This window comes from Bacillus gaemokensis (assembly GCF_001590835.1).
In the GTDB taxonomy this organism is placed as follows: Bacteria; Bacillota; Bacilli; order Bacillales; family Bacillaceae_G; genus Bacillus_A; species Bacillus_A gaemokensis.
The window spans coordinates 21,984-47,721 of sequence record NZ_LTAQ01000004.1 but is presented as its reverse complement, the minus strand read 5'-3'; the positions used below and the strand labels follow the sequence as shown (position 1 = coordinate 47,721).

At 37.2% G+C, this 25,738-nt stretch carries 16 protein-coding genes; all 16 read left to right on the top strand.

Annotated elements, in window-relative coordinates; genetic code table 11:
• Positions 1–45 precede the first annotated feature (45 nt).
• The 16 genes from AZF08_RS07460 to AZF08_RS07390 all read left to right on the top strand — a co-directional run bounded on the left by AZF08_RS07460 (position 46) and on the right by AZF08_RS07390 (position 25,726).
• Positions 46–6,801: a tail fiber domain-containing protein gene (locus AZF08_RS07460; RefSeq protein ID WP_033675042.1), complete on the top strand. Its 6,756-nt coding sequence runs from the start codon at positions 46–48 to the stop codon at positions 6,799–6,801.
• A gap of 12 nt (positions 6,802–6,813) precedes the next feature.
• Positions 6,814–7,347: a DUF4376 domain-containing protein gene (locus AZF08_RS07455; RefSeq protein ID WP_033675041.1), complete on the top strand. Its 534-nt coding sequence runs from the start codon at positions 6,814–6,816 to the stop codon at positions 7,345–7,347.
• Positions 7,348–7,423: 76 nt separating this feature from the next.
• A complete protein-coding gene (locus AZF08_RS30415) occupies positions 7,424–7,591 on the top strand; it encodes a hypothetical protein (RefSeq protein WP_156029117.1) in 168 nt (55 codons plus the stop codon).
• Positions 7,592–7,615: 24 nt separating this feature from the next.
• Entirely contained in the window at positions 7,616–8,158 is a 543-nt protein-coding gene (locus AZF08_RS07450; RefSeq protein ID WP_235190055.1) for a phage holin family protein, read from the top strand.
• 162 nt (positions 8,159–8,320) lie between these two features.
• Positions 8,321–8,944, top strand: a complete 624-nt coding sequence (locus AZF08_RS07445) for a hypothetical protein (protein WP_051725780.1) — start codon at positions 8,321–8,323, stop codon at positions 8,942–8,944.
• On the top strand, positions 8,937–9,431 hold the full coding sequence (locus AZF08_RS07440) for a hypothetical protein (protein ID WP_033675039.1): 495 nt from the start codon (positions 8,937–8,939) through the stop codon (positions 9,429–9,431). The genes AZF08_RS07445 and AZF08_RS07440 overlap by 8 nt, the downstream gene beginning before the upstream one ends.
• A gap of 44 nt (positions 9,432–9,475) precedes the next feature.
• Entirely contained in the window at positions 9,476–10,519 is a 1,044-nt protein-coding gene (locus tag AZF08_RS07435) for a tyrosine-type recombinase/integrase (RefSeq protein ID WP_033675037.1), read from the top strand.
• Positions 10,520–10,552: 33 nt separating this feature from the next.
• On the top strand, positions 10,553–17,983 hold the full coding sequence (locus tag AZF08_RS07430; RefSeq protein WP_033675035.1) for a phage tail tape measure protein: 7,431 nt from the start codon (positions 10,553–10,555) through the stop codon (positions 17,981–17,983).
• Between the two features lie 100 nt (positions 17,984–18,083).
• Positions 18,084–19,169 (top strand): hypothetical protein, encoded by a 1,086-nt coding sequence (locus tag AZF08_RS07425; RefSeq protein WP_033675033.1) that lies wholly within the window; start codon positions 18,084–18,086, stop codon positions 19,167–19,169.
• Positions 19,170–19,182: 13 nt separating this feature from the next.
• Complete coding sequence (locus AZF08_RS07420; protein WP_033675031.1) at positions 19,183–20,133, top strand: hypothetical protein; 951 nt, start codon at positions 19,183–19,185, stop codon at positions 20,131–20,133.
• The gene (locus tag AZF08_RS07415; protein ID WP_033675030.1) at positions 20,126–22,204 is read left to right on the top strand and encodes a DUF5048 domain-containing protein; all 2,079 of its coding nucleotides are present in this window, start codon (positions 20,126–20,128) and stop codon (positions 22,202–22,204) included. Before AZF08_RS07420 ends, AZF08_RS07415 begins: the two co-directional genes overlap by 8 nt.
• Before the next feature lie 117 nt (positions 22,205–22,321).
• Entirely contained in the window at positions 22,322–23,011 is a 690-nt protein-coding gene (locus tag AZF08_RS07410) for a hypothetical protein (protein ID WP_033675029.1), read from the top strand.
• A 13-nt stretch (positions 23,012–23,024) separates the two neighbouring features.
• On the top strand, positions 23,025–23,300 hold the full coding sequence (locus AZF08_RS07405; protein ID WP_033675028.1) for a hypothetical protein: 276 nt from the start codon (positions 23,025–23,027) through the stop codon (positions 23,298–23,300).
• On the top strand, positions 23,297–23,680 hold the full coding sequence (locus AZF08_RS07400; RefSeq protein ID WP_033675027.1) for a hypothetical protein: 384 nt from the start codon (positions 23,297–23,299) through the stop codon (positions 23,678–23,680). Before AZF08_RS07405 ends, AZF08_RS07400 begins: the two co-directional genes overlap by 4 nt.
• Before the next feature lie 29 nt (positions 23,681–23,709).
• Entirely contained in the window at positions 23,710–25,071 is a 1,362-nt protein-coding gene (locus AZF08_RS07395) for a pyocin knob domain-containing protein (RefSeq protein ID WP_033675026.1), read from the top strand.
• 13 nt (positions 25,072–25,084) lie between these two features.
• Positions 25,085–25,726 (top strand): hypothetical protein, encoded by a 642-nt coding sequence (locus tag AZF08_RS07390; RefSeq protein WP_033675025.1) that lies wholly within the window; start codon positions 25,085–25,087, stop codon positions 25,724–25,726.
• The last annotated feature ends 12 nt before the right edge of the window (positions 25,727–25,738 follow it).

Here is a 25,738-nt window from a genome sequence, read left to right as displayed (position 1 = left end):
GTTATTAAACAAAACCATTAAAAGGAGAGTGTGGATATATAATTAATGGCTAGAGTAATTAGATATTTAGAAGATGGAGTTTGGAAATATGCATCTGTTAAATCCGTTGGCGATTTAGAGAAACTATTGACAGCATCGAAAACAGACATTGTCTCAGCTATTAATGAGTTGATAGCTAATGGCAACGCACTAGAAGCCGATGTTGACAATCGCTTTGATGGTATTGAAGGTACGCAAAATGAACTAGTAACTATTACTGGTAATGTACAAACAGAACTAGGAAAGGTTCAAGGTGACCTCTTAGATAAAGTAGAGAAGATGTATGTTGACGAGCAAGTTAATAAACTTGTCGATAAAGAAGCTTATGAAGCAAACTATCAGAAGCTAGAAGGAGAACTCCTAGACAAGGTTAATATCGATAAGTACAACGAAGAGTACCAGTTGGTTACTGGAAGACTTAACGACAAAGCTGACTTAAGCGCTTTTGAAGGTGTTAAGGGAAGAGTAGAAACTGTTGAAACTGAGATTACCAATGTAAAAGGTGAATTAGGTTCTAAAATTACTAAAACAGAGTTTGACGGTGCTGTTGGCTTAAATCGATGGGTTGCTAGAAAGTATGACATCAACATAGGTTCTGCAGGGGCTATTCCTTCTTTTAATCATATTAAAGGAAAACAGCCAAGTGTAATTATTGATTACGATGATAACTCTATAATCAAACCATTTACAGGAGACTATTACATTGGTCACTATTTCACAAATGTATATATGAAGGTTGCCAAGACGGTTACACTAAATGTAACAAATGATGATGGTGCTGTTATATACATGAATGGTGCAAAGATGTATGAGAGAACTACAAGTTCTACTGGACTATCTGTTCCTTTAACATTCAGAGCAGGATGGAATACAGTTGAAATCCTTCATTATGAACATAGTGGAGCAGTGGAGCAGGTTTCTCTTGGAGTAAAACTTTCTTCACAAGTTGATAAGTTGACTAGTGTAATCGGTGTTGGTGACAAGAATGAAACTCGACTTGTAGAAGCTGAGACTCAAATCAAGCAGAATGCAGATGCCATTCTATTAAAGGCAGAAAGCACTACCGTTACCAACATGGGCAATAAGGTTACTGCCAACGAAGGCTCTATTAATGTCATGAAAGATGAGATTAAGTTACTGGTTAAGACTGAAGACTTTAATAAGTATACAGGTCGATTAGAGGTTGCTGAAAGTACAATCATTCAGCATTCAGACCAGATTAACCAAAAGGTAGAGAAGACTGAATACAATGCTTTAAATGATATTGTTAATGAGCAACAGACTAGTATTAATCAGTTAACTGATGAGATTGATTTAAAAGCTACTAAATCAGAATACGATGGCTTAAATGGTCGAGTTGCAGATGCTGAAACTCAAATTAATCTTAATACAGAAGCTATTAATTTAAGAGCAAAGCAGACTGAACTAGATAAGACGAATGGTAGATTACAAACGGCAGAATCTCAACTTACAGTTCAAGCAAACCAAATCTCAACTAAGGTAACTCAAGAGGATGTTAATAAGAGCATTGATGACGTCGCTCTTGGAGGAAGCAACATGCTGAATAGGTCTAGTCAGAAGTTATCTGCCTTGAATGGGAAAGACACTACTGTTAACTTCTCTGTATCAGATAAGTTGAAAGAGTTTGTAGGGAAGCAGATTACAATTAGCTACTCTATTAAAGCGACTAATTTAGCAAGTAATGGAACAGCAAGTTATTGGATTGGATTTGAAGTTGAAATAACTCATACTGACAATTCCAAAAGCTATCTTTCTATTAGAAACAATGTAGTTCAAGAAGGCACTTATGACTGGACAAGATTAGCGAAGACTCACACTGTCGCTAATAAGCCAATCGCAAGTGCAAAAGCATATGCAACAGCCAGAGCATTCACAGGATCAGTAGAAATAAAGGATATTATGCTTGAAGCAGGTAATAAAGCTAGTCAACACAATATCTCTCCAGAAGATTCAATTGAAGTAGAATCTAGGGTTTCTAATGCAGAGACTGAAATTATACAGCAAGCAGAAGAAATTAGCTTAAAAGCCAATAGTAATGATGTTTATAAAAAGACAGAGGCTGATGGCAAGGTTTCAACTGCTGTTACACAGGCTAAATCTGAAATCAAGCTTGAAACAGATAAGATTTCTCAGAATGTCACTAACTTAACAAATACAGTGACGAGTCAAGGAAACACTATCTCAAGCCATAACACATCTATTACACAGATGAAAGATAGTATTAACTTGAAAGCAGAGGCTGAAAATGTTTACACAAAAATAGAAGCTGATGGAAAGATAAGCAATGCTGTTACTCAAGCTAAGTCTGAGATTAAGATTGAAACAGATAAGATTACTCAAACTGTAACTAATATGCAGGGCAACTTAGATGACTTAGAGGATACTGTGGTTGCACAAGGTACTCAGATTCAACAGACTTCTGATGAAGTTGCAATCAATGTTGTTAAAAAAGGTAATGTTATGGCTTCTCTTAACGCAAGTCAAGAGGGTATTAAAATCCTTGGAGAACATTTGGATATCACAAGTTTAGTGACGTTTAACAGCTTGGACTCTAGTATGAAGGATAAAGTCAATGCAGGTACTGATGCCAAGAATAAGATTGATGGATTGAACATTAGTTCAAGAAACTTAATCTTGGATTCTGGTACAGACTATTCAACTACAGGTTATCTTGTAAGCACGTATACGCTTTCTGAAGACTGGATTGCAGGTCAAGAATATACATTTGTAATCAAAGGTACTATTTCTGCAGGACAGCAGTTTGGAGTTTGGATGAATGGCTCTGCAAATAGAGTTGGTTATGCAACTGAAACTTATGTAGATGGCGTAACTTATGTGACATTCAAAGCATTGGCTACAACAGCAGGGAACGAAAGAAAATTAAGCTTATATAATTACCCACAGAATACAACGTCAGCTACAGTTGATTGGGTGGCTCTGTATAAAGGTAATAAGCCATTAGACCATTCGCCTGCTCCAGAAGACATGGATAAAAGAATTAATGAATTCTCAGTAAGAAATAGAAACCATGTCTTAAACTCAACGTTTGCTCTTGGTAATACAGGATGGGAAGGAATTACAAATCTCACAACAACAAAGATTGTGGATGTCACAGGTCTTGAAGGGTTTGGGATTTTAAAAGGTCTTCAAGTTACAAGTCCATCAGCGTTTATCATTCAAAACTTAGCATTAGAACCATTTGAAAAAGCTAAAGGTTATGCTTCTGCTTTTATCAATGTAAAAACACTTGTTACTCCTAAAGAAAATCCTCGTGTCTACATGAGATTTATTTATGACCAAAATGGAACAGACAAGACCTTCTACGCAATAGGAGAACAGGCTACTGTTACAAATGGTAAATGGGTTCGTGTGTTCGTTAAATTTGATACAACAGGATATACAGGAACTCTTAAAGAGGCTAGAATCACCCTTGCTACAAATGGGGCTACAACAGTAGATGCGACATTTGCAGGTTCTTTAGTAAACTTTGGAGATGTTCTAGCTGATTGGTCTAATGCCAAAGAAGATATTGACAAAATGGTTTCCGATACCGATAAAAAGGCTCAAGATGTAACTAATAGAGTTGACGATATGTCGAGCGACAGTAAGTTAACTCCAGTTGAAAAAGTTCAATTGAAAAAAGAATGGGCGACAATGGTTAGTGAAAAACCTTCTTATGAAGCTTTGGCAAACAGCTACGCTGTTGCAACAGAGAAAACTGACTACATCAATGCTTACAATGCATTGAATACCGCTCTTAATGGAACTAATGGTTACTTAAAAGATATGCAAGTAACAAGCGCTATCAATGGAACAACCTTTAGAGGTGTCTTTGATGATTACTATGATAAAAAATCCAAGTTAATCAGAAAGGTAAATGAAACATCTAAATCTATTGGCGACAGTGCTAATAATAAGATTGATGGAATGGTTATCGGTGGAAATCAGTTAGTATCTGGTACAGAGTTCTTAAGTGCTAGTGGTTGGTCTCGTTGGGGAGCTTATGGCAAGGTTGGTGCTTATGGAATCATCGCTCCAATTGGAAGAAGTCTTTACGTAGAAACAAAAGATGATGCAGGCGCTCAACTGGCTGTTCCTAAAGGCGCTACTGTAGGTCTTCAAGGTAACGGAAGAAAGTTCTCTGTTAAAAAAGGACAAGAGTATACTCTATCTATGAATGTCGCTACAAGTGAGTTGGGAGATATCCTTGACTACATGTACCTCATGTACACAGTAGAAGGTGGCAATCGCAGACTTGGAGACATTAAAGTCACAGATTTCCCACAAGTAGCACCAGTTTATACTGGAGCAACGGTATACTATTATAAAGTGAAACTGACCTTTAAAGCAGATAGAGATGATGACAACGCTTATATCCTTATAGCAGGTGCGACAAAACGAGACTTAACAGGCTCAAATGGTTATGCTTGGATTCGTGTCAACAATTTAAAAATTGAGGAGGGGAACGTTGCAACATCTTGGGGATTATCTCAAGGGGATATTGACCAAATTATTTCTGATGTAGACAAAAAGGCAGAAGAGTCTAAGAAAGCTATCGCTGATATGTCTAACGATAATAAAGTCACTCCAGTAGAGAAATTCCAATTGAAAAAGGAATGGGCAACTATTACTGCTGAGAAACCTCAGTATGAATCACTGTCTACTACTTATGGAATTACTACTGAGAAAACAAACTATGTTAATGCCTATAATGCCTTGAATACAGCAGTTACTCCTATTATTTCTAATATGACTACCACAAGTGATATCAACGGAGCGACATTTAGAAGCACTTTTGATGACTACTATGATAAAAAGGCTCAGCTAATCAAAAAGATTAATGAGACTGCTAGAATATTAGCTAACGATGCTGACAAAAAGGCTCAAGAATCCAAAAATGCTATTGCTGACATGGCAAACGATAGTAAGCTTACTCCAATCGAAAAGCAACAGCTCAAGAAAGAGTGGGCAACGATTTCTGCTGAGAAGCCACAGTATGAGGCGCTTTCCACAACATATGGAGTAACGACAGAGAAGACAAATTATGTTAATGCTTACAATGCATTGAATACATTTATCTCTCCATTCCTTACTAATACAACAGTGACAAGCGATATTAATGGAACTACGTTCAGAAATACCTTTGACGACTATTATGACAAAAAGGCTCAATTAATCAAAAAGATTAATGAATTGTCTAGAACTATTGGTACTAACGCAGACACGAAGGCTCAAGAGGCTAAAAGTGCTATCGCAGATATGTCCTCTGATAGTAAAATTACTCCTGTAGAAAAAGTCCAATTGAAAAAGGAATGGGCTACAATGGTAGCTGAAAAGCCACAATACGAGGCTTTAGCTACGACATATGGGATTACAACAGAGAAGACAAACTACGTTAATGCTTATAACACTCTGAACACTGCTCTTAATGGAACTGGTGGAATACTTACAAATATGACCACTACTTCTACTGTTGTTGGTGCTACATTCCGTGCGCAGTTTGACGACTATTATGACAGACTGGCTCAGTTAATCAAAAAGATTAATGAAACAGCTAAGTCGTTAGCTAACAATGCTCAAAATAAGATTGACTCTGTTACAACTACAGAGAGCAATGTAACTGTTATTGACGGTGGCAAGATTAAGACAGACTCTGTTACTGCTAGACAAATTAATATTAACAACTTATTTGCAGATAGTGCTTTTATCGCCAAGTTCAAAGCTATGGAAATTGATGCTTCCAAGATAACTACTGGAGAATTAAGAGGTATTTATGTACGGACAGATGGGACTAACTCTTTCTCTTATATGAGTGGTGGCTCTATAGCTTCCAAGTCTAAGGTTGATAGCACTGAGACTTGGATAGATGAAGGTATTATAAGGGTAAGAAATGGAGTATATCAGAATACGATTACACCAGATTATTTATCAATATCTGCATTGGGTAAAAGTGGATATGGAAAGATTTCTTACTATAGCCACGCTACAGACCTTGCTCAAAACAATTTAAACGTATGGTCTGTTGGGAAGATAACGTTAGAGCCGAATGGAGGAGACTTAATTCTAAAGGGTCGCCCACATATCCAGAAGACAGATGCTAATGGTGTAGCATTAGACTTCCCAAATGCTGGCTCTGTAAAGTTTGACCAGTATGGTAATATCCTCACTGGTTCAAGCGCAGGCTCTGAAGCTACATGGTCTATCAAGGATGCAGATGGTCAAGTTAGATTATTAGTTCCTGTTGGAAAAGGTACAAGAGGAGTAATGGAATTAAAAGCGCCATATGGCGGTCTTGACTTGTTCTGGCAAGGATATCGCTTCATGTCATTCTGGGGCGACAGCGTGAACCGATTCATACGATTTGGAGATGGTGGCTCGATAAAATGGCAACATAACGTGGGTCGTTTTGAGTTCCGTAATTTTGCGGACACTGATTGGGCGCATCTTGCAGGAATCTGGGATACAGTTTCGTCTAGGGATTATAAGAAAGATATTGATAAGTTTGATGGTAGCGCACTTGATATCATTAACTCTGCCACTCCAAAGCAATATCGATACACTTCTCAGAGCGAAGATGAAAGAGTAAGTATTGGATTGATTGCGGAGGAAGCACCATTCTTAGTACAAGGAGCAGACAAGAAGACAGTTGATAACTATGGTATGACTACTCTTGCATGGAAGGCAATTCAAGAATTATCGGAACAAGTGAGATATCTAAAAAACCAATTAAATAACAGATAAGGAGATGATTAAGTGATTTTCGATTCTCAAATTGAAAAACTATTAGTAGACATTGGCTTCGACAGAATGACCATGGAACAAAAGAATGAACTTATTACGACATTGGCGAAAAGGGAGGGGGCAGTTCTCTCCCAAATCACAGAGGAGTATATTCTAGGTCACCATAAGAAACTGAAGAGCGATATGCTATCTGAGAAATGTGACGAGGTTATTGTTACAGGATTTAAATCTACCAATGGTCATATTTATAGAATGAAACTAGATGACCAAGTCAATTTTTATGGGCAGGCTCTTGAACTGCTGTTCTTTGATAAAGAATCACAAACAGTACAATGGAAAACTGAAGATGTAGATTATACCGAGCATACAAGAGACGAATGGCTCAATCAAGTGTACAGAGAGGCTTTCAAGCATAAAAGAACTCAACTATTTAAGTACAGTTTATTAAAAAGAAAAATTGCAGATGCAAAGACTCATACGGAGATTGTTGCAGTAGATTGGGATAAGCCATTAGAGACTCCTAAAGAAGAAACTGAACAATCTTAAACAAAACCATTGCAATTTAATTGTTTGTGATTTATAATGTAATAAGGAAAATAGACTGAAAGGAGGCGCTTTCTTATTGGAAAATCAACAAAATATTAATGTCAGTGCAGATATAGTAATAAAGCAATACGAAGAAACCGTCCATAAGCTAACGTCAGAAAACATTATGCTTAAGTCGTTGTTAATGCAATCTGAAATAGAGAAACAACAGTTAATGCAGAGTCAACAACAGAGGTCAGAGTAATCTCCCAGAGGGGACTGGGGTAAATTGACATCGCAATTATTATGTCAAATTCATAATGAAAGGGTGTCAAAAGTATTGAAAACAGAAGCTTTGGCTCGTCATATTGAAGGGGTAGCGAAATACACAAATGAGTTCGCAATGTACTTCACAGCAGGAATGACAGGAATAACATATTGGTTAGGAGGATGGGATACTGCATTGCAGGTGTTAATCTGGTGTATCCTAATCGATATTGTCACAGGTGTTCTAAAAGGATTCTTTATTGACAAGAAGTTTTCTAGTCACAGATTAAGAAAAGGGTTTGGAACAAAACTAGGTTACTTAATCGTAATCTTATTATGTAACCTACTGGATATGGTATTTTTCAAAGAGAACCCTATTTTACGAACTGCATCTGTTTGGTTTTACATTTATGTTGAAGGAAGTTCAATTCTTGAGAACCTAGCAAACTTAGGAGTACCAGTCCCAAAGTTCTTAGTTGACCGCATGGAGCAGATTAACGACACTGTCGGTATTCGTGCTAAGTTTAAAGATGGTAAATTCGTAAAAGACGAAGAATCAAAATAATTATTAAAATATGGATTTTATTAAAAAAACCATTAAAAAAAGAGAGGCTAGTATTGACACTAGTCTCTCTTTATGTTAATCTAGTATTACCAATGATTGAACAAAACCATTGCAATTAAAAGTCGGTTTAAAACAAAACCATTAAAAAGGAGATTGGATATCTTGGCTATTAAATTATCAGAATTACATGTACCACAAGGAGAGAAGCGAAAGATTCGTGAGGTCTTCAAATCCCCACAGGGAATGATTGAAATATATGAACCTACTATGCAGGATGCAGATTTAATCCTTGACTTACAACGAGGAGAGAATCCTAACCTTGTAGACAGTCAAACATTACGACTTAGTGGAAAGGTAGTTTTAAAACATCTATTCCCTATGTTAACAAACATTAGTCTTGAAGGTATGTCAGATGAAGAATTAGAAGATGTTATTGAAAACCCATCTCTTCACTTCTTACTTGCACAGAAGTTTGTATCTCAAATCGTATCAGAAGTAAATAAGCTATATGTAGAACATATTAAAGATGAGATTGCTAAAGCAGACAGCATGCTTGCTCAAACTGAAATCATCAATTCAATTCCTACTATGATTGTAGAACAGGCAAAACGAAATCCAGAATTAGCTGATATTGCTAGAAAAGTAGAAGCTTCAACAGAAGAACTGGATAAACGAGTTGCAGTTGCAGTTGCAGATGTAGAGTCAAAGATTAGTGGAGTACAGTCTGAGATTACGGTGACAGCAACTGAGATTCCAACTGTAGTAACAAAGACTGAATATGAGTAAGATATTTAAAGATGTCTCTGCTCTGCAAGTTCAGCTAAAGAGAGATATTTATCAGTCCATCCAAGGAACAATAGCAGATTTGTGTACAAAGGTTGTTAAAGAGATGGTTGATAAAAAGGTCTATCAAGCATATATGCCAAAAGGTGATTATGCATATGAGAGAACCAACGAACTGATGAACAGTGTAACCATTGGCAACTTTAAATTGGGGACAAAGTATGCAACGTTTGAAATCTATATGGATACAGAAAAGATTGGCGCTTATGAAACAGAAGAGGACAACTGGAATCAACATGCTGATGTTGATTATGAAGAAGACGTGTCAGACTATATCCCAATGTGGGTTGAGGAAGGCACAAGCGGTTCTTTATGGGATAGAAATGGCGCTCACTATATGGAACAATCTACTACTGAATTGGATAAAAGCTTGTATCAAGCGCTCGCACAAGAGTTGCGCAGACAAGGTTGGGAAGTAAAGGTTATTTAATTAAGGAGGCTACTGTGACATCTTAAAATAAGAGGTGAATATAAGTGGCAGAACAACTAAAGAGGGTTTATAAGCGATATTTTACAAAAGAAAAGAAAGCTAGAATTAACCCTAAGAATATAAAGGCTTACGACAAGTATCTGAAGTCGAACATCATTAAAAATAAAGATGTAAAAGATACAACGTACAAAGTGTATCAAAACTACTTTAATCAATTTCTTGTTTACTTAGAAGAAGAATGGGAGAACATCTTCATTCATGACGATGAGTTAATGGAGAATGGCGTAGATATCATGGAAGGGTTCATTGGATTCTGTCAAGATACGCTTGGAAATAACAAGAAGGTTATTAACACAAAGCTTTCTGCTGTTTCTACATACTATGTATGGGCAGTTAAGAGGGGAATTATTGACATTCATCCTTTTGACAAGAAACTAGATAGAATGAAGGGTGCTAATGACGAGCGCCTTATTAACCACTATTTCTTAACCCAAGAGCAAGTTGATGTTATCTCCAAGGTTCTTGTAGAAGATATTCAGAAACCAAAGGGTAGAAAGTTTGACTTCCAAGACCTATTGATTTGGAATATCGCTATTGAATCAGCAAATAGAAATGGAGCAATTTCTAAGTTAACTATATCTTCCCTAGACTTAGAGGAAATGATGTTTGTAGACATCCGTGAGAAACGTGGTAAACGAGTAGAGGTTACCTTTGAGGAAGGCACAAAGAAACTGATTGAGCAGTGGTTAGAGATGCGCAAGAGCATGGATAACCTTGAGTGTGATGCTTTCTTCGTCATTAAATACAATGGAGAGTATAGAAAGATGTCTCAGACTTCAATCTATATGCGAGTAAGAAAGATGGGTACAATTCTGGGATTAACAGATTTACATCCTCACTGTTTACGAAAAACAAAAGGTAATCTTATTGTTGAAGAAACTGGTGATTTAACAATGGCTCAAGAGTTCTTGAATCACAGTGATGTTTCTACTACTCAGAAACACTATGTTAAGCCTAAATCTAAAGCTGAAATTCGTGAGAAGATGAAGAAGCTTAGAGAGAAAAAGAATCAAAACAAAGAAGGTTAAACAAAACCATTGCAAAGAGAGGTGTTAGATTAAGTGTCTAGAAATAAGATTGGTATTGAGGTACAAGTTGAATTTCCTACAGTAAGAGAACTGCAACAGCAGTTAGCTGAACGATGGAAAGGTGTAAAGAATAGTTTTGATGCTAAAATCAATATCGATATTGATGGCAATAGTCTACGCTCTGCAAAAGCTAAGATTAAGAGCGCCTTGGGGGAAGAGGCGTTCAAGGTCAAGCTTGATGTAGAATATAAGCAGGCTTTACTAGGAATTGAAAAGCTACAGGATAAAATCAGTCAGCTTGATGCAGACTTGAAAAAGGTTCGTGAAGTTAAGGTTGGGTTCAATCTTGATGAAATGAACAAGACAATGAAAGACCTTATTGACGGTGCTAAAAAGGCTGAGCAAGCCATGGATGGCAATAAGAATGCTGTCAAGGATACGAATGCTGAACTTAACACTACAATTGCAAAGTACAGTAAGATTCAAGAAATCTCCAAACAATTAAAAGATGGTAGCTATGCTGTTACAAAGAAAACAACTAGCACTAATGACAATGGAGATACAGTTGTTAGAACTGAACGACCAGATGGTGGCATTGACACAAGTGTTACCAATAACAGACTGGCTGATTTAAAAGAGATTGAAAATGTAATGAAGCGAATTCATCAGCTTGAAATACAACTGATGGGAGCAGATGAAAAGCAATCTCAAATAATGAATCAAGAGTTACAGATTCAAAGACAGCAAAGAGACGTGCTTTCACAGATGTATAATGAAAAGCATAAAATGAATGCTCTTGAAGATAATAGTATCCAAGAATTACAACGTGTTCAAGAAGTGAATAGAGCTATGAAAGAACAGGCTTTAAATGCTCAAAAGGTAAAAGAAGAGCAGAAAGAGATTGAACAGGCTATATCAAGGGTTGCTCAATTGGAGAATAAAAAGCAACAGCTTCAAACTAAGATGCTTAGTGCTACAGAAGCTGAGAAAGAAGCATTGCAATCTCAGCTAACTCATCATGAAAGAATTCAAAATTCAATTCAAGAGAAGTACAATTTAAGTGAAAGAATGAATTCTACTCAGCAAGAAGAGTTAGAAAACATTAGACGAATTGGACAACTTGAGAGACAGAGAATTGAAGCAAAACAGCAAGCCACTGAGGCACAAAGGGTAGAAGCAGAGGCTCTACGTGATATGCAGGACAACCTTAGAAAAGTCCATGCTCTAGAAATGCAAATCTTGCAGATTAAAGAGAGAATGGATAACGGTGGCAATGTATCTAATGCTGACAGAGCAAAGCTTGAAATCTTAGAAAATCAATTAACTGCTATGAGGCAGATGCAACGTGAGACTGAATTAGTTTATACGTTCGAAGGTCGAGTAACAGATGCAATGAGAGACCAGTTACGAACTCAAGAGCAGGTTAATCAAGCTGAAAGAGAACGTGTTCAAGAGGCATCTCGAATCCAAGCTGAGCATGACCAGATTAATGAAAAGCTACAAAGACAAGAAGCGCTCCAACGTAGTATTGCTCAACTTCAACGTGACCTAATTTATGCAGGGCAACGTGAAGCAGGTGTAATTCAAGATGCAATTCGAGATGAAGAAAGAAAGCTTAATGCATTACGACAAGAACTTGAAACGGCAGGCGCACTTACTCAAGAGAGAAGACAAGAAATTGCTCAGATTGAAAGAGCGCAACAAGAACAACAGCGACTGAATCGTTTACGTCAAGAGGCTCGTGAAAAAGACCAAGCATTTGGTGGCGCTCAAGCAGGTGGCTTAGTTGACCCTTATTCAGCATTTATGGCAGGGGAGCAAGCAGGTCGAGAAATCCTTGAGCAAATGGTGTTAATTGATGAAGCTTATATGCGTGTAGCAAAAGTTGCTGATGCATCTGCAGATTCACTTAAGTCATTCAAAAAAGAATCTTATGATACTGCTTCTGAACTAGGTGTAACTGCTGATAACTATATGAAAGCAGTGGAAACTTGGGTAACAGCAGGGGAAACATTCGCTGAATCTCAAGAATTAGCTAAAACATCTCTTATCGGTTCTTTCGTAGGTAACATTGACCCAGACTTAATGGTTAAATGGATGTCTGTTCCTTTAAAGGCATTTGAAACAGATGGTCTTAAAGCTAACGACATCATCAACGTAATGAACGAAACTGCCAACAATAACGCTGTTGAGATGGAAGAACTAGGTAAAGCCTACATGCGTTCTGCTACTACAGTAAAAACTGCAGGGGTTTCATTCGAAGAGTTAACAGGTTTAATCACTGGTGCGCAAGAAGCTACACGTCAAGGTGGGGAAAGAATTGGTACAGCATTAAAGACTGTATCATTAAACTACAATTTAATTCAGTCTCAGATGACGAAAGACCAGAAGAAAAAGTTTGCCTTCTTCGATAACATTGGGATTAACTTGAAAGACACGTCAAGTCTGACAGATGCTTTAGATAAGCTAAAAGGCAAATGGGGAGAATTAAGTCAAGAAGACCAAGCAACATCTCTATTCTACCTAGCAGGTAAAGAGCATTCCAATATTGTCACTGGTATCCTTGACCAATGGGGTACAGTTAAGAAATCTATCTCAGAGGCTAATGCAGAGATGGGTAAGGGTACAGAAGGTTCAGCTTACGAAGAATTTGGGAAACAGAAAGAATCTGTTCGATTCCAAGTAGCAGAAGTGAAGAACGCTTGGATGGAATTGATGAATACCATTGGCGAATCTGATGGTATGATGTCTAAAATCCTTGGTGGTCTTTCTAGTGCTTTACAAGGCATCAGCAGTATGTTACAAAATGATGAAGTAATGAGTGCTGTTAAACTCGTTGCATTAGGTGTAGCATTCCACGCTTTAACAAATGGTGCGCTCCGATTTGGAGATGCTGTAATGACTAGCTTTGGAAGAGCAATACAAAATGCAAAAGATGTAGGTAACGCTCTTAGAGGACTGAGAAGAGATACAGATGATTTAACCGAGTCTCAACGTAGACAGCAGACTGCAAACTCAGCAAGTAACCTTGGTGGCAATCGTGGCAGTGTTGACGTTGATATCGACCGTGACCGCAATAGAAACCCTAATGATGTTGGAGGCGAAACAAGAAGTAGCCGAAGAAACAGAGGAGCAGATATCGCTGATACTGCAGGGGATTTAGCATCGAACTTAGACCGAGGCTCAGAAGCTGCGGATAGAGCAGATGGCAAGTTGAAAGGTTTTGCAAAAACTTTAGGGAAAGCTATCTCATTAGTTCCTTTACTTGGAGATGCCTTAATCTTATTAGACATCATGGGAGTTCCTGTGTTCGAGAAGATGGGTTCATTCTTTGATGGACTGGTTGAAACTCAACAAGAGGCAATCGATAAGCAGGATGAATTGAATAAAAAATTCAATGACAAAAACCTTCTTATGAATGGCGACATGGAAAAAGGTCAAAGCACTATGAGTGGACTTCATAAGAAGTTTGAAGCAACAGATACTGATGCAAACACAGAAGGTATTCAAGGATACATGTCTCCAGAAGAATTTAAGGCATTCGCAGACGAGGTTAATGCTCAAGTAGAGAAATTCAAACTTGGAGCAGACCTTAAGATTAGTATGAATGATACTGGTCATATCCAAGGACAACTTAAAGCTATTGATGAAGCGATGGAGAAACTTAAAGCAAAAGAAGCTGTTAATATCACTGAAAAAATTGTTGGAGATGTTTCAAAGGCTCAAAAGGCTCAAGAGCAAATTGCAGGTTTAAGATTTGAGCAAGACCAATTATCAGCATCGGCTGATAGAGCGAAACAAGAAATTGAAAAGCTGAAAGATGCGAATGGCAACATTAAGCCAGAGAACATGCAACAATATCAATATTGGGCAAGCCAACTTTCATATGTTGAAGGTAGAGGTAAAGATGTAGAGGCTACTCTTAAAAACCAAGAGAAGGCATATAAGCAATCTCAAACTGCAATCCAGAAGCAAGGTGCAGAGTTGTTAAAACTAGGAGACAACATGGCTAACGTTAAAGTTAAGCAACAAGACCAAGTCTCTACGTTAACAGCAATGTATGTTGAACATAACAGATTGAAGGATGCTCTTGGCAGGACAAGTTCAGCACAAACTACCTTAACAGGAAATACTAAGCTTACAAATGACCAGTTCCAAGAGATTCTTAAGAATGTTCCAGAGGCTCAAAAGAAATATGGTAACTACAGTGTTCAGCACGTCAACGACAGTGGCAAGATTCGTAATGGGTTAAATGAGTTAGTTAAGAAGGAAAATGAAAAGGCTCAAGCTTCTGTAGATTCTGGACAAAAAGCTGTAAATGCTATGGAAGGTCAGATTCGTAAAACTGGTGAAGGTAAAGGCGCAATGGAAGCCAATGAGAAAGCCATTAAAAAAGCTAGTGATGCCGCTAAAGAATTAGGAACTAAAGTTAAAGACATTCCTGCTAGTAAGAAAACGAATGTTGATGTAGAAGTTACTGGTATCAAATGGTTAGATAAGGTCATTAACTTCTTTAGTAGAAGTTGGAGTAAAACTGTTAACGTTGATGTAGCGGGCAAGGATGGAACTGCTAAGAGTGTATCTAAGGGTAATGCTTCTATCAGTAAATCCTTTAAATCCATGAATACAAGTGCAAGCCCTGCCAACACTAATGGAGTTATAAATAAGTCTGAGTCTACCAATAATACTCCTCCTGCAAAGGTAAATGAGAATGTATGGAGATACTGGAATACAGATGATAATGTTGCTGTATTAGATAACTCAATCAAAGACCTTGATAGAACTCTTAAGTCAGTTAAAGATGACTATGAGAAAATGATTAGCCTATATAGTCAACAAATTCAACTCCTAAAGCAAGAACAGGGTGAACTTCGAACTCTTAAAGGTCAGAAGGAAAGCCATATAGATGAGGTTTTAAACAAGCTGAGAGGATATGGTTTTAGTACCAATACTAATACCAATACAATTGGCAATCTTGGTCATGCCAAGAGTCTTTCTGGAGACCAAGCTAAAGAGGCAGAAGAGTTATTAAACACTTGGAAATCTCTTAAGAATGAGTTACAGGGAATCGATGATAAGATGCAGGACATTGGCAATCAAGTATCTGATATTACTGATAAGATTGAACAGGCTAAAATCGCAGAAGAAATGAAGTCTTTCGAGGGAGTCCTTAAGAGAATAGATGCTCTATTAACTAGTGTTAATAACACAGACAACATTTACTCTAAGACACTTGGATTCATCTCTGGTAACGACACAGAACTGGCTCTTAATGCAAACGAACAAGCTATGAATAATGCTAAGAGTAGCATGTCTTCCCTAATCAATGAGTTTAACCAACTTTCTAAAGCTAACGTTGCTTATGATAAGAATGGTACATCATTGAAGTCTACACTAGACAAGCTAGGTAAAGAGATTTTATCTCAAGCTGATTCCATCATTAAATATCAAAAAGCGATTAATGATATCGAATTTAGTCGTGTAACACATGATATGGATGAATTTGGACGAGTTGTAGATACAAACCTAAGTAGACTTGATAACAATATCAAGAATCTAAAAGAAGGTTTAATGAGTGGGACTGACCTTTCAGACCTCGTATCATCAAATGGTGTTGGATTAGACTTTGGTCGAGACAATCAATTTGAACAGTCTGCCAAAGATAGAATCAGACTTGAAGAAGAAGTTCAGCAAGCTATGGATGCATTTGCTAAGAAGAACGTTGATAGACAAGCAGGGGTTGCTAATTTACAGCTTACTATTGAAGCTAATAAGTATAACCAGATGCTAAAGATGTCACAAAACTACACTGCAGGATTATCTACTAACTTTGAACAAATCCTAGGAGAATTCAATAATATATCTAATAGTAGTACTGACTTAGATAAGTTTGCAGGAAGACTTACTGAGGCTTTTGATTACTTACGTCTAGAGCAAGAGTTACTAGCAGAAAAGTATGACGCTTTTATGGATTTATTCCCAGAGAAAAGAGAAAGCCTAACAAATCAGTACATTATTGACAATCTTAAATTGCAAGAGAAATTTTACAAAGCATCCATTAAAGCGAACAATGATGCAATGCTTGAACTCAAGAATCAGTTAAAGGATTCAACGTTAACTGATGAACAAGAGGATAAGATAAAGCAACAAATCACCAATATGGAGAAGGAGAATATCGATTCTCAAAACAAGATTAAAGAAACTGTCAAAGAGAGATTTGAGTTCGAATTCAGCTTACTTGATAAGGCAATTAAAGAGTACGATAAGTATAGCAAGAGTCTAGATTACTCTATGAAGGTGCTTAAATCTTTAGGTGGAGATAAATTCGAAGCTAAAGGCGCTCTTATGGACAGCATGTTGAATGTTGAAAAATCTAGAAACTCAGAACTTCAAAATACGCTTGCCAACTTAAAGAAACAACTTGTTATGTATGAGGAAGGTGGCTTCGAGTGGAATCTTATCAATAAAGAGGTTGAAGAGTATAACAAACTGTTAGAAGATAGTAATTTACAGCTTATCGAAATGAATAAGAATATCATGTCTAATTCATTCGATACAACTATGGGCAAGCTTGAAAGAGGAATGTTCGAAGGTAAAACTATCAAACAGTTCAAGGACTATCATGACCTCTGGATAACTGGACTCGAAAGAGAGATTGCCCTTGAAGAGATGTACCAGAAGATATCTGATTTGAAAACTCAAGAGTTCGATGAGAAGATGGCACTCCTTGATAAACAAGAAAAGCTAAGTCGATTTGAAATGGACTACCTTAATAAGCAATTGGATATTATCGAACTTCAACAGAAGTTAGAGAACTTGAACAAAGAAAAGAATATCCAAGCCCTTAAGAAGCAAGCTGATGGTACTTGGGATTGGGAGTACACAGCAGATGCTGATAAAATTAAGGAAACAGAGCAAGAGATTGCTGATGCTGAACTTAAACTTCAAGAGGCAGAGCAAAAGGCTCGTGAGGAATACATTAACAAGCTTGACAAAATCCTTGAAGATGCTGAGAAAGGGCAGTTCGAAAACATCGAAGACTTCAAAGAAGCTATTGATGATTTAACAGGTGCTTATGATTCTATGTTAGGTGACTTCCCTAAAATCAAAGAGGAGTACCTAAACGAACTGGTTGATGCTTATAGCAAGTACATCAAAGAGAATGGTGACATCCTAGAGAACATCATTTCTCCAGAGACTCCAGTAGGTGGCAAGGTTGAAGATTTGAATAAAGAACTAGCAAAAGCGTTTGAGGGAATTGGTGATAGCATGGCTAAAGCCTTCGCTGAAATACTGATTGCCAAGATTCCGAGTTTTGGTCAAGCCAATAATAGTAGTCAAAGTAAATCAGTTAGCATTCACCTTGGCAAACTTGAGTTCCCTAACGTCAAGAATGCCAATGGACTTGAAGAAGCTATCTTGTCTCTTCCAAAAATTGCTCTTCAAAAGAGCAAGGAAAAGTAAATGGAAAGGTTTAAGAGGAGTCTATAAAACTCCTCTTAAACAAAACCATTGCAATTATAATGTTTAAATGATAAAATGTAATAAGAAATGAGGTGTTCTAGTGGTAGTAGATATTAAACCAAGTCTTTTGGTTATTCAACCGTTTGATGCCACTAAAGGAGCAAGTATCTATTATACTTACACAGGTAGTAAACAGTCTCTAAAGAATCAACTGGTTGTCACAGATACTAAGACAAATGAGATTGTATACAGCTTTGAATATTCTTCGTATGAGAAGGTTCATCATGTTCCACCTAATATCCTTCTGAATGGGAAGTCATATAAAGCCAAGATACGAGCAATCTCTTCTGATGGAGACCAGTCTCCTTATTCAAACGAAGTGCAGTTTAAAACTTTTAGTAATCCTGTATTAGACATTGATAATATTGATGGTCAAGGATATGTTTACAACTCAGATGTAACATTCATCGCCATCTATTCTCAGAGTGAAGGAGAGTCAGTTAAGACTTATCGATTTAGTCTTTTCGATGAGAATGAAGATTTAATTGAGAACTATCCAATCAGAGTTCCTAGCGCACCAAACTCCTTAACTGAGGTTGTAAGAGGGTTAGAGAAGGGGAAGGGTTACTTTATTGAGTGTTCAATTGAAACTGTCAATGGAGTAGTGTGGACTCACAGAGAAAGGTTTATCCCTTTATATATCGTTCCTAGTGTCAACGGTGTTATCAATACCAGAAATGATTCAGATGAAGGAGTAGTTAAAGTAACAGCTAACTTAAAGCAGTTATTAGGTACTCAAGTAACTAGTGGCGCACGGACAGAAAAATCAGAAGGTCAAATCAAGGAAGATTATAAATACGAAGGGGATGAATGGGTTATTGTTCCCAAAGGGAAGCCTGTTATCTTCAAAGGTTTAGGGATGAATAGAGCATCAGACTTTGTAATGAAAGTATGGTGCAAGAAGATTCCAAACGGTACAAAATTCTTGGATTTAAGCCCTGTAGATAATACAGGAATTGCAATTGAATTCTGGAAGTATTCAAACAAAGTAATTGCAGTTAAGAAGTATGGTCGAGTTGTATCTAGACATTGCTCTAATGTCGTTACCATTCCATACGATTCACCGTTTATGCTATATGCAAAAGCGATTGAACATCGAATAGACTTGTCTATAAAAATCCTATAAGAGAGGTGATAACGTGATTATAGACTACAATTTCTTTGGCTATGCAGAAGGGTGTGTCTGGGATACTCCTATTTGTACAGACCATATGGATGAATTACAGTTAAACGAGGGTATATACGATGAAGCGTTCGTTACATTAGATACTAATGTTGTTGACAGCACAGCTAAGCCTACTAACTGGACATTGCAAACGCTTATGGATGCCAAGTTCACAGGTGATTTAGATGCAGGTTCGATTGGCGCTGATGGATTTAAAGTGACGAAGATTCTTCTATATCGCTCTGTTGTAGGGACATTTAAGTGGGAGGCTGTAGCAGAATTCGACTATGACCCAGAATACAATGTGTATGACTATGTAGATAGATACACAGAGAATGGCGCTTTATATCAGTATGCAATCGTTCCAGTGGCAAATGAAGTGCTAGGAGATAAGCTTATCTCTGACGAAGTTAAATCAGAGTATGAGGGGATTTTTTTAACAGATAAGTATGAGAACAAGCGATTTGAATATGACATTCAACTTGGCGATATCACATACAATCAATCATCAAGTGTAAACCAACCAATCGATGGTCAGTTCCCTATTGTTGTCTTTGGCAATAGTAATTACAGAAGTGGAAACTTATCTGTATTACCTTTATCTAATAATACAGTGGCACTGGCAGGAGGAGCAATTGATAAGCTTGCTGAACAAGTCAATCGTCAAGATTGGGTGGACTTCTTAAATAATGGCAAAGCAAAAGTCCTTCGTATGGATAGTGGTGTACTGATGTTAGTTGTAACACAGAATGCAAACGTACAGCATAAAGAAGGAGACCTGTTAAGAGACTTGGCAAACATCTCATTCGACTTCCTTGAGATTGGTAAACTTGACTTTGGAGCAATGATTAAGAATGACCTTATCGCTCCTGCTCATATGCAGAAAATGACATTCGATGATGATGGAGGGGTAATTAGTGGCTGATAATTATATTAAAGGTAACATCGTTATGTCTGGTAAGAATATACCAAACATCGCTAACTACGCAGACCTCCATCTTCAGTCAATTAGAAAGCTGTATATCACTGTAGAGGTATTAGATGAAGAAATGAATACTATTGAAACCATTCAAGGTCTCTCTACAGGTGGAGATATAAGTATCTCAAATAGTAGCTTAATCAGAAGGACAGGCAATCTGTCCTTTGTGCTACTTGATTCTTTGAGACCAACAGAGGGAAGCCTACTATGGATGACCAATAGAATTAGAGTGTATGCAGGGATTGAAGACTTAACATCATCAGATGGAACGATAACACACTTCTGTTTGGGAACATTCTATATTACTGAACCTAGTGTAGATATATCCCCAGAGAATCGTACTACAACCATTGCACTACAGGATAATATGATGAGATGGGAAATGGAGCAATTAGAGAATAAGATTGTAATTGATGCAGATACGCCAATCCATACAGCTATAACAGAAATCTTACATCTGTATGGGGAATGGAAGGCAGACATACAGTTCACTACACTAACAGTTCCATATAAGCTAGAGTTTAATGAAGGAGACACTGTCTTAGATATAATCGAGACTCTAAGAGATTTGTATATGGATTGGGAAGCATACTACGATGTAGATGGCACTTTCGTATTCAGAAAGATGCAAATACAGAGAGAAGATGGAGAACCTGTTTCTTGGGTATTTAATGGTGAATCAAATCACATCACTACCTTTGGTGAGAACTACACTTATAAGAATGTTAAGAATAAGGTAGTTGTTATTGGTAGAATGGATGACAAAACAGGTCTTACTCCAAAAGCAGAGGTTAGTCTAGCAAAAGAAGACTCTCCATTCCATGAGTCAAAGATTAAGGTTAGAAAGAAAGTTGTTGTAGATACAAAGTTAACTACTCTTTCTCAATGTGAATCTAGTGCCAGATATGAGTTGTTTAAAGCAAGCAATTTCCAAGAGCAGTTAGCTATCACTTCTGTTCCAGTTTACTTCCTAGATGGAAATGACATTATAGAAGTTTATAACTTCGTTTCCAAAAAGGTAGAACGATACATTATAGATTCTATCTCTACAGGTCTAGGAGTTAAGGATAATATGACCATTAATGCTCATAAGATGTACTATGACACTATTGAAGTGGACAGTTCACTTACAGAGGCAAGAGAGATTGCTACTATAGTAGAAGATGGGATTATGAATAAAGGATGGCTGTCGCTATCTGAGCAACGCATAAAGAACTACTATGGCTTAGTTGGTTCTGGTGCAGATGTAACTGTTAGATTCGAAAATGGAGAAAAGCATGGAGTAACAGCCTATGTTGCAGGATATATGGGAACTAAGAGACAGGTGTTAACCATTGACCTAGCAGACTTTAAATCAAATGGGGACGACAATGGTAATACTGGAGCAGGAAAAGAAGAGTACAGCGACCGCATCTTAGGTCACGAAGTAGTCCATTTACTTATGAACGATGTGTTTGGGGTAGAGAAGACAAGACTTATGCCTACTTGGTTTACAGAGGGTAGTGCAGAATTACTTCATGGTGCTGATGAACGATTAAAGTTTTCTATAGTAGACAATGGAGTAATCAACAATACAAAGTTAAACAATCTCATTAGCCTTGCAACAAGAATGCTAAAAGATAATTATTGGGAAGATACTAGTGATAGTTACAGTGCAGGATATGTTATCATGAAGTACCTTGATAAGAAGATTGTTGATGGGAAAGATATGAAGTCTGTAATGAACTCTATTAAATCCTCTACTAAGAGTGGAGGAGAGGCAGTGAAAGATGCTATCATTGCTAACACAGCGTTCACAACTTATGATGCGTTCATAAATGATTTTACAGCCAATGCAGTCAACTACGTAAAGTCCATTAGATTAAATCTTACTGGAGACGAGATTGATACTGGTTCTATCGCAGGATACGACCATAGAGGTACAACGGCATTAAATGCAGAGGCTATCTTCGATAACTCTAAAGCCGTACAAGGAAAAGCATTGGAAAGTTTTAATGTAAATTTTGATAGAATTTAGTAAAACAAATTCATTAAAATTTATTGACACCGTTTTTTAAATGTGGTAGAATAGGGTAGTAGAGTTGATTAAGGAGATATTAAACAAAACCATTGCAATGAGAAAGGAAGGGTAGCTTTGGCAAATCGAAGCACATTCCCAGAGCAAATCGATAGTTTCGTTGAACTCTTTGATTTACCTCCAAGTAAAGTTGCACAAGCAAAACGATTCCAAGAGTTGAAGATGAAGCCTACTCTGAATGCTACAGAGCAAACAGAATTGAATAACCTAGTGATTTCATTAGGAAACTATATCATCACACCAGAAACTTGGAATAAATTTGCTGATGCTCTAGTAAATGTAGAGACATTCTTTACGCAAGAAGTAATGGAGTTCATTGAAGCTAAGCAAGCTTTATGGGCAACTTATGTCAACGACTTCGTTCATAAGGGAGTTTATAACACTTCAACGCAGTACAAGTTTCAAAACATGGTAACGTACAATGGAGACCTTTATCTTTGTACAAAAGATGCAAAAGGCATTGTACCTACTAACACGGCAAACTGGCAGAAAATCTCCACAAAAGGAGATAAGGGTGACGTTGGATTAAATACCCATTATAGAGGGTTATACGGTGCAACAACAGCATATGTAATGGGAGATGCAGTTAGTTACAATGGGAATATATTCTATTGTGCAAAGGATACTACTGCAGGAACAGCGCCAACAAATGCAACATACTGGTTCTTATTTGATAAGACCATTGTTAGTGCAACTGCTCCAACAACGCCACAACAAGGCTTATTATGGATTGAGTTACTTGACTAAGGCGGTGTAGAGGATGAAGAAGAGTGTTCAAGACAGCTTACTTGAAGCCATCGACATTATTGTTGGTGAGAAACTCAGCAAGACCTCTTACACCTCCTCCCATGTTGGGAAGGTTAAGAAAGTGAATGGATTTGATTGTACTGTAGAAGTTTATGGTAGTGACACAGAGTGCAAGCTACTTGAACATATGCATACACAGATTAAGGTTGGAGACATTGTAGTTGTACAGGATTTATACAATGACAATACACATAAGTTTGTTCAGTGTAAAATTGGTGAAACTACATGAATGATGTTCAACAAAGTCTTATAGAATCTATTCAGATATTAGCAGGCGAGAGGCTAAAAAATATAAACTTCACAAAGTCATTTACTGGAATAGTAATAGAGGTCAATGGTCTTCAAGCGATTGTCGAGATTAATGGAAGTAATTCTGATTGTATTATACCTCAGAACTTATCTTCTTACATCGGGAAAAATGATATCGTAATCGTTCAAGATATTTCTAATACAAAGTCTCAAAAGATTGTTCAAGGAGTAATCTCTTCTACTAATAGAGATATGTTCCATATCTATGACACTGTAGAGGATAGAATCGTAAGTTCTATTGAACAGTTATGGGATGAGGAATTGCAACAAGAAATTCATGTTGTATTTGAAATAGAATAGAAGACTAAACAAAAGGAGATGACTTTGCCTTGGCAATCAAGAAAACAAGAGCAAATTTTCATAATGGAACAGACTATGATACTTTCCACTATGAAACGCAAGCAGGACAAGTTAAAATCATGGGTGCTAGTGGCATCGTATCAGATTTTGATGAAATGTTCCTTAAAGGTAAACTGTTACAAGGTATTAATCTAAACACGATTAAAGACAATGGCTTATATCGTGTTAAAGGATGTACAAATGCTCCATCTGGTATGGTAGCTACGACAGTATATCTTATGAAAGTAGATACTGTTGACACAGTTGTTCTACAAACTTTCTATGACCACACAGGAAACGATACTCATCAAAGGGCAATCGTAGGTTCTACAATTGGTACATGGAGTGCAGGCGGCAAAGCAACAAATGATGCAATTGCTGATATCAACAAGAATGTTGGTTCATTGACAAGCTTAAAAACTACTGTAAAAACTAGCATTGTAAATGCAGTGAATGAGGTTCAAACAGAAGTAGATGGTCTTCAGACTCAAGTAACTTCTAATGATGCAGATATCGCTAAGCTTAAATCAGATATGACTAGTCATAATCATGATAGTTCTTATCTTAAGTTGTCTGGTGGCTCATTAACAGGTAGTGTTTCTGTAGCAAACAACAAGTCATTCTTTGGTAAAAATACTGGTGGAACTGACTTGAACATTGGTAAAGTTACTACAAGCAATGATGTTGTTCTTGGTGACACAAAGGCAAAAACAATTATCCACACCAACACAAAGAAGATGCTGATTTTTAATGATGGAGAATATAACCATTCAGTATGGCACACAGGAAACGTTGGTGCAGAAAGTGGATTAGATGCTGATAAATTAGATGGACTTCAAGCTAGTTCATTTGCTAGAGTCGATGTAGAACCTAACTTTAAAGAAAATCTTATCATGACACAAGGTAAAGATATTATCCTTCGTGCGCCTGCAGGTTCTATGAACTCTGGAGACCTTGTATTCGCAGAAGGTGGAAATGGTGAAATTGGTCGTGTATTCGTTAACGAGAGTGGTAGCTTGGTTATGCGCTCACAATACTATGGAGATATGAAAGTTCGATACGATGGAGTAATCACTTCTGAACATGGAATGGAGTTCAATAGTAAAACAAAAGAGACTGACCTTAAGTTTAGAGCGGATGATAACGACAGAGGTATGGGCTTTTATATGAATAACAATACAAGACAAATGGGACTATATGACTGGCACAATGATAGATTCTTCTTTGCAACCGATAGAAATGAATCTTCTGTTCACTTCTTTAATCAAATCAAAATCCAAGGAAAGAGACTTCACATTCGTTCAGATGCTCCTTCTGGTGCTTCCGTTGGGGATGTTTGGATTCAAGTGTAGGAAGGGGCATTAGATGGGAAAAGTAAAGAAATGGAATGGTTCTAACTGGATAGATGCCAGTGTAAAAAAATACAATGGTTCGAGTTGGATTAACGCAGATGTTAAGACATCCAATGGTCAAGGATGGAATAATATAAGTAATCAACAGCAATCTAAGACTTGGGACTGTTCATTCACTCAAACTTATCGTGAAGCAGGCACACGAAGAACTGACTATCGTGCCGATAAGATTTGCCAAGGTCGATATGTTTATGAACCTTGGGGAATTATGAGGTCTTTAATTGGATTCGATAATGGTTCTAGAATCAAAGATGAACTTCAAGGTGCTAGAATCGATAGAGTAGAGTTATTCCTTCATAATGAACACTGGTATTATTACGCAGGCGGTACGCTGTATGTCGGCTATCATAATCACGCAAATGAACCAGACTTATTTAGTCATTCTGAGTATGGGGCTAAAACACAGAAGTTTACATCTCGTGGACAGTCCCAATGGATTACACTACCTAACTCATTAGGAGCAGGTATAAGAGATGGATATTACAAAGGTGTCTCTGTCTTTGCTAATAGTGGAGCAGGAGAATACTATGGAATATTTAGTGGTATGTGGGATGGAAGCTTAGCCCCAAAACTACGCATCACTTATACAAAATAACATTAAACAAAA

Coding starts and splice junctions, on each gene's coding strand:
- AZF08_RS07440 (WP_033675039.1), top strand. CDS start 8,937: ATGAGTAAGATATTTAAAGATGTCTCTGCTCTGCAAGTTCAGCTAAAG.
- AZF08_RS07460 (WP_033675042.1), top strand. CDS start 46: ATGGCTAGAGTAATTAGATATTTAGAAGATGGAGTTTGGAAATATGCA.
- AZF08_RS07400 (WP_033675027.1), top strand. CDS start 23,297: ATGAATGATGTTCAACAAAGTCTTATAGAATCTATTCAGATATTAGCA.
- AZF08_RS07390 (WP_033675025.1), top strand. CDS start 25,085: ATGGGAAAAGTAAAGAAATGGAATGGTTCTAACTGGATAGATGCCAGT.
- AZF08_RS07405 (WP_033675028.1), top strand. CDS start 23,025: ATGAAGAAGAGTGTTCAAGACAGCTTACTTGAAGCCATCGACATTATT.